This is a genomic window from Planobispora rosea (genome assembly GCF_014648175.1).
Taxonomy (GTDB): domain Bacteria; phylum Actinomycetota; class Actinomycetes; order Streptosporangiales; family Streptosporangiaceae; genus Planobispora; species Planobispora rosea.
Window position 1 is genome coordinate 1 of record NZ_BMQP01000079.1, and the last position, 12945, is coordinate 12945.

Genomic DNA, 12945 nt, shown 5'->3' on the forward strand with positions numbered 1-12945 from the left:
CATCTCGGATGTGGCGGCGGCGGCGGTGTGGGGTCTGGTGCGTTCGGCTCAGGCCGAGCACCCGGACCGGATCGTGCTGCTGGACCTTGATTCTGATCAGGTGACGGTGCCGTGGGCGCGGGTGCTGGGTTGTGGTGAGCCGGAACTGCTGGTGCGGGACGGGGTGCTGCTGGCGCCGCGGCTGGTGCGCGCTGCTGTTCCGGTCGCGGCCGCCGATCCTGAGGCGGCGGTGTGGGGGTCGGGCAGTGTGCTGGTCACCGGGGGGACCGGGGGGTTGGGTGCGCTGGTGGCCTCGCATCTGGCCGGCCGGCATGGTGTGGCTGATCTGGTGTTGGTGAGTCGGCGGGGGATGGCTGCGCCGGGCGCGAGTGATTTGGTGGCCGGGTTGGAGCAGACCGGTGCCCGGGTGCGGGTGGTGGCGTGTGATGTGACCGATCGGGCTGCGCTGGCCGCTCTGCTGGAGAGCCTGCCGGAGTTGAGTGCGGTGGTGCATACCGCGGGGATTTTGGATGACGGTGTGCTCAGTGCGTTGACGGTTGAGCGGTTGGATGCGGTGTTGGCGGCCAAGGCGGTGGCGGCCTGGTATCTGCATGAGCTGACCCGGGATCGGGCCCTGGCGGCGTTCGTGTTGTTCTCCTCGGTGGCCGGCACGCTGGGGGCGCCGGGGCAGGCCAACTACGCCGCGGCCAATGCGTTCCTGGATGCGTTGGCGGTTTATCGGCGTGCTCATGGTCTGGCGGCGCAGTCGCTGGCGTGGGGACTGTGGGCTGAGGCGGGGATGGGGGAGAGCCTGGATGAGCGGGAGCGTCGCAAGATCAGCCAGGGTGGGGTGGCGCCGTTGTCCCCGGTGGAGGGACTGGCGTTGTTCTCGGCGGCCACTTCCAGCCCCGACCCCGCACTCGTCACCGCCGCGCTGGACCTGCCCGCCTTCGCCGTCGACGGCGAGGTGCCCCCGATCATGCGTGAGCTCGTCACCAAGCCCAAGCGCCGGGTCAGGGCCGGGGCGGCGACGCCGTACACCGGGCTGGCGGCCCTGGAGCCGCACGAGCGCGAGGCGGCCCTCATCAAGCTGGTGCGGACCGAGATCGCCGCGGTGCTCGGCCACGACGGCGCGGAGGCGATCGATCCCGAGCAGCCGCTCGCGAAGCTCGGCTTCGACTCGCTCAGCGCCCTGGAGCTGCGCAACCGGCTCAACACCGTCACCGGCCTGACGCTGCCGTCGACGCTCGTCTTCGACTATCCGTCGCCCGCCGCGATCGCCGGCCTGCTCGCCGAGCGGCTGCTGGGTGACAGCGCGGACAAGCACGTCGAGCACCTGGTGGTGGCGGACCGGGAGCCGATCGCCATCGTCGCGATGAGCTGCCGCTACCCCGGAGGCGTCACCTCGCCGGAGGACCTGTGGCGGCTGGTCGCCGAGGGCGGGGACGCCATCTCGACCCTCCCGGAGGACCGCGGATGGGACGTCGAGGGCATCTACGATCCCGAGCCCGGCCTGCCCGGCAAGACCTACAGCAGGCACGGCGGATTCCTCTACGACGCGGCCGACTTCGACCCCGACTTCTTCGGCATCTCGCCGCGTGAGGCGCTGGCCATGGACCCGCAGCAGCGGCTGGTGCTGGAGACCTCGTGGGAGGCGTTCGAGCGGGCCGGCGTCGATCCGGCGAGCCTGCGCGGCAGCCGTACCGGAGTCTTCGTCGGCGTCATGTACCACGACTACGGCAGCAGGTTCTCCGAGGTGCCGGAGAGCCTGGCCGGGTATCTCAGCAACGGCAGCCTCAGCAGCGTCGTGTCCGGCCGCGTGGCCTACACGCTCGGGCTGGAGGGCCCGACGCTGACCGTGGACACCGCCTGCTCCTCCTCGCTCGTGGCCATGCACCTCGCCGCCCAGGCCCTGCGGCAGGGCGAATGCTCGCTGGCGCTGGCGGGCGGTGTGGCGTTGATGTTCACCCCCGACCCGTTCCTCGACTTCAGCCGGCAGCGCGGCCTGGCCGCCGACGGCCGGTGCAAGCCGTTCGCCGCCGCGGCCGACGGCACCGGCTGGGGCGAGGGCGTGGGCATGGTGCTGCTGGAGCGGCTGTCGGACGCGCAGCGCAACGGCCACCGGGTGCTCGCCGTACTACGCGGATCGGCCGTCAACCAGGACGGCGCGTCCAACGGGCTGACCGCGCCCAACGGCCCCTCCCAGCAGCGGGTGATCCGCCAGGCCCTGGCCAGCGCCGACCTCGGACCCTCCGAGGTGGACGCCGTGGAGGCGCACGGCACCGGCACCACGCTGGGCGACCCGATCGAGGCCCAGGCCGTGCTCGCCACCTACGGCCAGGATCGCGACGCGCCCCTCAGGCTCGGGTCGATCAAGTCCAACCTCGGCCACACCCAGGCCGCGGCCGGCGTCGCGGGTGTGATCAAGATGGTGCAGGCCATGCACCACGGCCTGCTCCCGCGCACCCTGCACATCGACGCGCCGTCCCCGCACGTGGACTGGACAGCCGGGAAGGTCGAGCTGCTCACCGAGGCCGTGGAGTGGCCGCGCAACGGGCACCCGCGCCGGGCGGGCGTCTCCTCCTTCGGCATCAGCGGCACCAACGCCCACGTCGTGCTCGAAGAGCCACCGGCGGAGGAGGAAGGACAGCAGACCGAGCCGATCGGGCGCCCGCTCGTCTGGCCGATCTCCGCGCGTACCCCGCAGGCGCTCCGCGACCTGGCCCACCGGCTCGCCGCCCACATCGACGCTCACGGCGGCTCCGACTCCGGCTCCGGCCCCGGCCTCGACCCGGGAGAGGTGGCGTTCTCCCTGGCCACCACCAGGAGCGTCATGGAGCACCGGGGCGTCGTCGTCGCCGAGACCCTGGACGAGGCGGCGGCCGGGCTGCGCGCGGTGGCGTACGGCGACCCGGCGGTGATCTCGGCGGCCCAGCCGGGCGGCCGGCTGGCGATGATCTTCACCGGTCAGGGCGCTCAGCGGATCCACATGGGGCGGCAGCTCTACGCCGCGCATCCCGCCTTCGCCAAGGCCTTCGACGCCGTGCGCGCCTACCTGCAGCCGCACCTCGACACCGCCTTCGAGGACGTGCTCGGCGACGCCGACCTCCTCGCCCGTACGGTCCACACCCAGACGACCACCTTCGCGGTGGAGGTCGCGCTCTTCCGGCTCCTGGAGTCCTGGGGCATCCGCCCGGACTTCGTGGCCGGTCACTCGATCGGCGAGCTGGCTGTCGCGCACGTCGCCGGGGTGCTGTCGCTTGAGGACGCCTGCGCCCTGGTCGCGGCACGCGGCCGGCTCATGCAGGAACTGCCGGAGGGCGGCGCGATGGTCGCGGTCGCCGCGGCTGAGGAGGACGTCCTGCCCCTGCTGGGCGAGGGCGTGGACATCGCCGCGGTGAACGGGCCCGGGTCCGTGGTGCTCTCGGGCGACGAGGCGCCGGTGCTGGCCCTGGCCGCCCTGCTGGCCGAGCGCGGGCACCGGACCACCCGGTTGCGGGTGAGCCACGCGTTCCACTCCCACCGCATGGAGCCGATGATCGAACGGTTCCGGGCGGTCGCCGCCGGGCTGACCTACGGCGAGGCGAAGATCCCCGTCGTGTCCACCGCGACCGGCCGTCTCGCCGAGGACCTCGGTTCGCCCGACTACTGGACGGCCCAGATCCGCGGCGCCGTCCGCTTCTCCGACGCGGTCCGCACGCTGCGCGCGGAGGGCGCCACGATCTTCCTGGAGATCGGGCCCGACGCCGTCCTGTCGGCGCTGGGGCCCGCCATCCTCGACGAGGACGAGGCCGTTTTCGTGCCGACGCTCCGCCGCGACCGGCCCGAGCCGTACGAGCTGGCCGCCGCGGTGGCCAGGCTGCACGCCCGCGGCGTGCGCGTCGACTGGCCGGGATACTTCGCGCCGCTCCGGCCGCGCACCGTCGACCTGCCCACCTACCCCTTCCAGCGGCAGCGGTACTGGCTCGACGTGCCGAAGCAGGCCGGGGAGGTCACCGGGTACGGCCAGGCCGCCGCCGACCACCCCCTGCTCGGCGCGGTCATCGCCCGGCCGGACACCGGCGGCGCCGTACTCACCGGACGGCTCTCCCCGGAGGCCCAGCCGTGGCTGGCCGACCACGCCATCGCCGGCCAGGTCGTCGTGCCCGGCACGGCCCTGGTGGAGCTGGCGCTCCGCGCCGGTGAGGAGACCGGCTGCGGGCTGCTGGAAGAACTGACGATCTCCGCGCCCCTCGTGCTGCCCGCACGCGGCGGCACCGCCGTCCAGGTCGTGGTCGGCGAGACGGACGCGGACGGCCGGTGCACCGTCGAGGTGTACGGCAGAGCCGACGGAGCCGACTGGACCAGACACGCGGCCGGATTCCTCGCCCAGGAGGCCGGGGAGCAGGGACCGGCGGACTTCGACCTGACCTCATGGCCGCCCGCGGAGGCGGAGCCCGTCGAGGGCGTCGACTTCTACCGGCGGCTCGGCGAGCTCGGCTACGAGTACGGCCCCGCCTTCCAGGGCCTGAAGCGGGTCTGGCGGCTCGGCGCCGACCTGTACGCCGAGGTGGCGCTCGACCACGCGGACAGCGGCCGGTTCTGCCTGCATCCCGCGCTGTTCGACGCCGCCCTGCACGCCAACATGCTCGGCGACGACCTGGACGACGCCGTGCTGCCGTTCGCGTGGACGGGCGTCCGGCTGTTCGCCGCGGGCGCCACCGAGCTGCGGGTACGGCTGACCGCACCCACACCGGAGGCGGTCTCGGTCCAGCTGGCCGACGCCCACGGCGCCCCCGTCGCGTCGGTCGAGTCGCTGGTGGCCCGGCCCGTCGCCGTCGAGCAGCTCGCGACGGCCGCGGGTGACTCGCTGTACCGCCTGGACTGGCAGCCGGTGCAGGCCGCCGGGCACGCTCCCTGGACCGGCTACGCGCAGGTGGCCGACGAGATACCGGAGACGGTGGTGTTCTCCGTGCCCGCGGCGGCCGAGGGAGCGATGCCCGACGCGGTGCACTCGACCGTCGCGGCCACCCTCGACGTGGTCAGGGACTGGCTGGCCGACGAGCGTTACGCCGCCTCGCGGCTGGTCGTCGCCCTGCAGCCGCGGGACCCCCGGGCCGCCCTGGTGAGCTCGGCGGTGACCGGCCTGGTCCGCGCCGCGCAGGGAGAGCACCCCGGCCGGATCCAGCTGCTCCACCTCGACCCGGAGGCGGCCGGACACCTGGACTCCGCCGTCGCCTCGGAGGAACCCGAGCTCGCCGTACGGGACGGCAGGCTGCTGGCCCCGCGCATCGTCCCGGCCGGAGCCACCGGGTCCGGCGCCCCGTGGGACCCCGACGGCACCGTGCTCATCACGGGCGGCACGGGCGGACTCGGCGCATTGGTCGCGCGCCACCTGGTCACCCGGTACGGCGTGCGCCGCCTGCTGCTCACCAGCAGGCGCGGGCCGGAGGCCCCCGGAGCCTCCGAGCTGGTCGCCGAACTGACCGGGCTGGGCGCCCAGGCCACCGTGGCGGCCTGTGACGCCGCCGACAGGAACGCGGTGGCGGCCCTGCTCGACGGGCTGGACGAGCGCCACCCGCTCCGCGTGGTCGTCCACGCGGCCGGCGTCGTGGACAACGCGCTCATCGGCGCGCTCACCCCCAAGCAGCTGGAGACCGTGCTGCGGCCCAAGGTGGACGCGGCCTGGCACCTGCACGAGCTGACCCGCGACCTGGAGCTGGACGCCTTCGTGCTGTTCTCCTCGGCCGCCGGGATCCTGCTCGGCGCCGGGCAGGCCAACTACGCGGCGGGCAACGCCTTCCTGGACGGGCTCGCGGCGCACCGCCACGACCTGGGACTGCCCGCGGTCTCCCTGGCCTGGGGCCTGTGGGAGGAGGACAGCGGCATGGCGGGCCTGCTGGACGAGGCCGGCCGCCAGCGGATGCGCCGCCTGGGCATGCCCGCGATGTCCGCGGCCGAGGGACTGGCCCTGCTGGATTCCGCGCTCGGCTGCGAGGCGGCGGCGCTGGTGCCCATCCGGCTGGACCTGACCGCGCTGCGTTCCCGGCCCGACGGGGTTCCCGCCCCGCTGCGCGGCCTGGTCAAGCCGGCGCCCCGCCGTACGGCGAACGTCCCGGCGACCGAGCGGCCGCTCGCCGAACGGCTGGCCGACCTGCCCGACGCCGAGCGCGACCAGGTGGTGCTGGAGCTCGTCGTGAGACAGGTCGCCGCGGCACTCGGTCACGCCTCGCCCGACGCCGTCGATCCCGAACGCGCCTTCCAGGCACTCGGCTTCGACTCGCTGTCGGCCGTGGAGCTGCGGAACATGCTCGGCGCCGCCACCGGACTCCGGCTGCCCGCCACGCTCGTGTTCGACCACCCCACCCCGCTGGCGCTGGCGCAGCACATCAGGAGCCGGGTCAATCCGGCGGCGGCCGATCCGGCCCGCCCGATACTCGCCGAGATCGAACGCCTGGAGGCGGCCCTCTCGGCGGCTCTGTCGGCCACGCCGTCGGCCGCAGCACCGGCCGCAGGGTCGGTCGCAGCGTCGGCCACTCCGGCGGTGACCGAGCCACCCGCGGACCTGCACGCCAGGATCGCGGCCCGGCTGGAGGCACTGCTCGACGGCTGGCGAGGCAGCCATCCGGACAACGCGGCGCCCGACGCGCCGCCAGACCTCACGACCGCTTCCGACGACGAGCTCTTCGCCGTCCTCGACGACGAACTGGGGATCAAATGACCGAGACACGATCGTCGGCCGGGGACGACAAGCTCCGCGACTACCTGCGGCGCGCCACGGCCGAGCTGCAGCAGACCAAGGGACGTCTGCGCAACCTGGAGACCAGGGACCGGGAGCCCATCGCGATCGTCGCGATGAGCTGCCGCTACCCCGGTGGCGCCGACACGCCCGAGCTGCTGTGGGAGCTGCTGGCCCAGGGGCGTGACGCCACCTCCGACTTCCCCGGCGACCGCGGCTGGGACGTCGACGGTGTCTACGACCCGGAACCGGGCCGCCCCGGGAAGACGTACACCCGCCGGGGCGGATTCCTGCACGACGCCGCCGGATTCGACGCCGACTTCTTCGCCATCAGCCCGCGGGAGGCCGAGATCGCCGACCCCCAGCAGCGGGTCATGCTGGAGGCGGTCTGGGAGGTGTTCGAACGCGCCGGAATCGACCCGGGCACGATGCGCGGCAGCCGTACCGGAGTCTTCGCCGGACTCATGTACAACGACTACTCGGGAGGGCAGCCGGGAGGCAGCCTGGTACCGGGGCGGGTCGCGTACACGTTCGGCCTGGAGGGGCCCGCGCTGACCGTGGACACGGCGTGCTCGTCGTCGCTGGTGGCGATCCACCTGGCCATGCAGTCGCTGCGGCGGGGCGAGTGCACGATGGCCCTCGCGGGCGGGGTGGCCATCATGGGCACGCCGGACATGTTCGTGGAGTTCAGCAGGCAGCGCGGCCTCTCGCCCGACGGCCGGTGCCGGTCCTTCTCCGCCGGGGCCGACGGCACCGCCTGGTCGGAGGGCGTGGGCGTGCTGCTGCTGGAGCGGCTGTCGGACGCGCAGCGCAACGGTCACCAGGTGCTCGCCGTCCTCCGCGGATCGGCGGTGAACCAGGACGGCGCCTCCAACGGGCTGACCGCACCCAACGGCCCGGCGCAGGAACGGGTGATCCGGGCCGCGCTGCTCAGCGCCGGACTCGAACCGCACGACGTGGACGCGGTCGAGGCGCACGGCACCGGGACGACGCTCGGGGACCCGATCGAGGCGCAGGCGGTGCTGGCGACGTACGGGCAGGACCGGGAGGTTCCGCTGCTCCTGGGGTCCATCAAGTCCAACCTCGGCCACCCGCAGGCCGCGGCCGGCGTCGCGGGCGTGATCAAGATGGTGCTCGCCATGCGCCACGACCTCCTGCCGCGCACGCTGCACCTCGATGAGCCCTCCCCGCACGTGGACTGGTCGGCCGGGAAGGTGGAGCTGCTGACCGACGTGGTGGAGTGGCCGCGTGGCGATCGGCCACGCCGGGCCGGGATCTCGTCTTTCGGGTACAGCGGGACGAACGCGCATGTGATCGTGGAGGAGGCTCCGGGGGCGGCGGTGCCGCCGCCGAGGTTGCCGTCGGGGTCGAGGGTGGCGTTGGCGCCGGTCTCGGCTCGTACGGCCGAGGCCGTGCAGGCGCAGCTGGCCCGGCTGATTGCGTCGGGGTCGGTGGATGCGGCGTCGGTGGATGTGGCCTATTCGCTGGCCACGACGCGGGCGCAGTTCGATCACCGGCTGGTGTTGCTGGATGGTGAGCCGGTGGCCGAGGGCGGGGTGGCCGGGGGTAAGACGGCGTTCGTCTTCACCGGGCAGGGCAGTCAGCGGCTGGGCATGGGCCGTCAGCTGGCGGGGCGGTATCCGGTCTTCGCCGCGGCGTGGGAGCGGATCGCTGAGCAGTTGCCGTGGCTGCGTCAGGTGGATGCGGCGCGGGTGGATCAGACGATGTATGCCCAGGCCGGGTTGTTCGCGCTGGAGGTGGCGCTGTTTCGGTTGCTGGAGTCGTGGGGCGTGCGGCCGGATGTGCTGGCGGGGCATTCGATCGGGGAGATCGCGGCGGCGCATGTGGCCGGGGTGCTGTCGCTGGAGGATGCGTGTGCGCTGGTGGCGGCGCGGGGCCGGTTGATGCAGGAGCTTCCCGGTGGTGGGGCGATGGTGGCCGTCGCCGCTGCTGAGGCCGAGGTGGCACCGTATCTGACGTCTGGGGTGGGGATCGCGGCGGTCAACGGGCCGCGTTCGGTGGTGATCTCCGGGGTCGAGGCCGAGGTGCTGGCCATCGCCGGACGTTTCGAGCGGACCAAGCGGTTGAGTGTCTCGCATGCGTTCCATTCGCCGTTGATGGAGCCGATGCTGGCTGATTTCGCTCGGGTGGTGGGGACGTTGTCGTTCGCGGCTCCGCAGATTCCGGTGGTGTCGACGTTGACCGGCGAGCCCATCACCGAGTTCACGGCTGAGTACTGGGTGCGGCATGTGCGCGAGGCGGTGCGTTTCACCGATGCCGTTGCCACTTTGGCCGGTCAGGGCGTGAAGACGTTCGTCGAGGTGGGTCCGGATGCGGTGTTGTCGGTGATGGGCCCGGCCTGCGTCGAAGACGAGCAGGTGGTGTTCGTTCCGTTGCTGCGTCGGGATCGGGAGGAGCAGCGGGAGCTGCTGGCCGGGGTGGCGAAGGCGTGGACGCGGGGGGTGCGGGTGGATTGGGAGGCGTTTTATGCCGGGTCCGGTGCCCGGCGGGTGGATGTGCCGACCTACGCCTTCCAGCACAAGCGCTACTGGTCGCCTGACTTCCTCGCCTACGCGGCCAAGGACCGCCCCGGCACGGACACCTGGCGCTACCGCGTCGAATGGCAGCCGACCTCGCCACCCGATCCGGCCGGTGTCCGGGGCACGTGGCTGCTCGCCGTACCGGAGACACCGCACCCCCTGGTCGAGGCGGTCTCCCGGGAGCTGACCGCGCACGGCGCCGAGGTGCTCACCCTGGAAGGCGGCGATCTGCCCGGCGGGCCGCTCACCGGCGTGCTGTCGCTGCTCGCGCTCGACGAGGGGCCACATGACGATCACCCTGAGCTCTCCCGGGGTACGGTGGCCACGATCGCGCTGATCCAGACGCTGGAGCAGGCCGGAGTCACCGCTCCCCTGTGGTGCCTGACCTCGGAGGCGGAGGGCGACCAGGCGCAGGCACCCCTGTGGGGCGTGGGCCTCGTCCAGTCGCTGGACCGGCCCGACACCTGGGGCGGTCTGGTGGACCTGCCGTCCGACCCCGGCGCCGAGGACCTGGCGCTGCTGTGCCGTGTGCTCTCGGGCCACGAGGACCAGGTGACGATCCGCGACGGTCAGGCGCTGGGCCGCCGGATGGTCCGCGCCGACCGGCGGACCGGGAACGGCTGGCGGCCCGGTGGCACCGTCCTGGTCACGGGCGGCACCGGTGCCATCGGTGCGGGAGTGAGCCGGTGGCTCGCCGCCAACGGAGCCGAACGGATCGTCCTCACCAGCCGTCGTGGCCCGGACGCCCCCGGAGCCGCGGAGCTCACGGCCGAGCTGGCCGCGCTCGGCGCCGAGGTCATCGTCGCGGCCTGCGACATGGCCGACAGGAACAGCGTGGAGTCCCTGCTCGCCTCGCTGCCCGCTCTGCCGGACGCCGTCTTCCACGCCGCCGGCGTGATGCCCGACCCGGCTCCGCTGGCCCACACCTCGCTCGCCGACTTCGCGCGCGTCTGCCAGGCCAAGGTCGCCGGGGCACGGCACCTCGACGAGCTGCTGGCCGGGCACGAACTCCAGGCGTTCGTGCTGTTCTCCTCCGGGGCGGCGGTCTGGGGCAGCGCCGGTCAGGCCGCCTATGCCGCCGCCAACGCCGGGCTGGACGCGCTGGCCGTACAGCGGAGGCGGCGTGGCCTGCCCGTCACCTGCCTGCAGTGGGGCGCATGGGCGGGCGGCGGCCTGGTCGACGAGGAGACCGAGGGACGCGCCCGCCGGCTCGGGTTGCGGCCCATGGCCCCCGAACGCGCGATCGAGCTGCTCCGGCAGGCGCTCCAGGACGGCGAGGGCACCCTGGCGATCGCTGACATCGACTGGGAGCGGTTCGCGCCGACCTACACCCTGCACCGGCCGCGTCCGCTGCTGGACGCGCTCCCCGAGGTGGCCGGCGCCCAGGCCGAGACGGAGATGGACACGGAGTTCGCCGTACGGCTGGCTGCCATGTCCGAGGCGGAGCGCGGGCGCGCCCTGCTCGAACTGGTACGCGGCCAGGTGGCCGCCGTGCTGGGACACGAGGCCGCCCACGTGGACCCCAGGCGGGCGTTCAAGGAGCTCGGCTTCGACTCGGTCACGGCCGTCGACTTCCGCAACAACCTCAGCGCGGCCGTCGGCAGGTCGCTGCCCCCGGCACTGATCTTCGACTACGCCAACCCGGCCGCGCTCGTCGACCACCTGCGTGCCGAGCTGCTCCCGGACGAGGGTGACCGGATCGCGACCGAGCTGGACCGGCTCGAAGCCCTCGTGGCGGGCCTGGCCGAGGACGACGAACGCCGCTCCGAGGTGGCCGAGCGGCTGCGTGCCGTACTCGACAGGCTCGACAGCGGCGGCGGACCCACCGTGGCCGACCAGCTGGAGACGGCGTCGGCCGACGACCTCTTCAGCTTCATCGACAAGGAACTTGGGCTGGCCTGAGGGACCGGCCGAGACGACACAGTGAGGCGCACGATGGCGGAACAGGACAAACTGCTCGACTACCTCAAGCGCGTGACTGCCGATCTCGCCCGGACGCGCGGTCGGCTGAGCGAGGTGGAGGCCCGCGACCGGGAGCCGATCGCCATCGTGGCGATGAGCTGCCGCTACCCCGGCGGGGTGCGCTCGCCGGAGGAACTGTGGGAGCTCGTTGCATCCGGCGGTGACGCGATCGGCGAGTTCCCCGCCGACCGGGGCTGGGATCCGGCCGAGCTGTACGGCGACACCCCCGGCACCTCCTACGTGCACGAGGGCGGGTTCGTGGAGGGCGTGGCCGACTTCGACCCCGGCTTCTTCGGCATCTCACCGCGCGAGGCCCTGGCGATGGACCCGCAGCAGCGCCTGGCGCTGGAGTTGTCGTGGGAGACGCTGGAGCGTGCCGGAATCGACCCGGCCTCCCTCCGCGGGTCCAAGGTCGGCGTCTTCACCGGTTCCGGCGGCCAGGACTACATGAGCCTCATGGCCGCCAGACCGGCCGACAGTGAGGCGTTCGTCAGCACCGGCGCCTCGGCCGCCGTGATCTCCGGCCGGGTTTCCTACGTGCTCGGGCTCGAAGGCCCCTCGCTCACCGTGGACACGGCATGCTCGTCGTCGCTGGTGGCGCTCCACCTGGCGGTTCAGGCGCTGCGCCGTGGCGAGTGCGCGATGGCGCTGGCCGGCGGTGTGCTGGTGATGTCCACCCCGGGCCCGTTCATCGCCTTCAGCCGCCAGCGCGGGCTCGCCCCGGACGGCCGCTGCAAGGCGTTCTCCGAGAGCGCGGACGGCACCGGCTGGTCGGAGGGCGCGGGCATCCTGCTGCTGGAGCGGTTGTCGGACGCACGGCGCAACGGCCACCAGGTCCTCGCGGTGATCTCCGGCTCGGCCGTCAACCAGGACGGCGCCTCCAACGGCCTGACCGCCCCCAACGGCCCCTCCCAGCAGCGGGTCATCCGGGCGGCGCTGCGCAGCGCCGGGCTGGCGCCCGCCGACGTGGACGCGGTCGAGGGACACGGCACGGGCACCACGCTCGGCGACCCGATCGAGGCGCAGGCGCTGGTCGCCACATACGGCCAGGACCGGGAGACTCCGCTGCTCCTCGGGTCGATCAAGTCGAATATCGGCCACGCCCAGGCCGCCGCCGGCGTCGGCGGTGTGATCAAGATGGTGATGGCGCTGCGGCACGGGCTGCTGCCGAAGACGCTGCACGTCACCGAGCCTTCGGGCGCCGTCGACTGGTCGGCGGGCAAGGTCGAGCTGCTGGTGGACCCGGTGGAGTGGCCGCGGGGTGAGCGTCCGCGCCGGGCCGGGGTGTCCTCCTTCGGCGTCAGCGGGACGAACGCCCACCTGATCGTCGAAGAGGCGCCACCCGCCGAGGCCGTCGAGTCCGGTGACGCGATCGAGCCCGGTGACGCAATCGAACCCGGTGGCACCGCCGAGTCCGGTGGCACCGAGGCGCAGCCGCCGTCGGATGCGCCTGTCCTGTGGACGGTGTCGGGGCGTACGGCCGCCGCCGTGCGTGCCCAGGCTGAGCGGCTGGCGGCGTTCACCGCCGAGCGGCCGGGGTTGCGGCCGGTGGACGTCGCCTTCTCGCTGGCGACGGGACGGGCTCAGCTGGAACATCGGGCGGTCGTTGTCGGTAGCACTCTGGAGGAGCTGATCTCCGGGTTGCGATCGGCGGCCGAGGACGTGGCACGTGAGGGACTGACCGCTTTCGTCTTCACCGGGCAGGGCAGTCAGCGGCTGGGCATGGGCCGTCAGCTGGCGGGGCGG

Annotated in this window: 3 protein-coding genes; all 3 read left to right on the plus strand. The window is 73.3% G+C overall.

Annotated features, from left to right (window positions below; translation table 11 throughout):
- Window positions 1–10: 10 nt before the first annotated feature.
- The gene (locus IEZ08_RS37830; protein WP_373294403.1) at window positions 11–6679 is read left to right on the plus strand and encodes an SDR family NAD(P)-dependent oxidoreductase; all 6669 of its coding nucleotides are present in this window, start codon (window positions 11–13) and stop codon (window positions 6677–6679) included.
- Window positions 6676–11139, plus strand: a complete 4464-nt coding sequence (locus IEZ08_RS37835) for a type I polyketide synthase (RefSeq protein WP_189244106.1) — start codon at window positions 6676–6678, stop codon at window positions 11137–11139. Before IEZ08_RS37830 ends, IEZ08_RS37835 begins: the two co-directional genes overlap by 4 nt.
- A 33-nt stretch (window positions 11140–11172) precedes the next feature.
- A partial coding sequence (locus IEZ08_RS37840) for a type I polyketide synthase (RefSeq protein ID WP_189244107.1) occupies window positions 11173–12945 on the plus strand: 1773 nt, incomplete at its 3' end.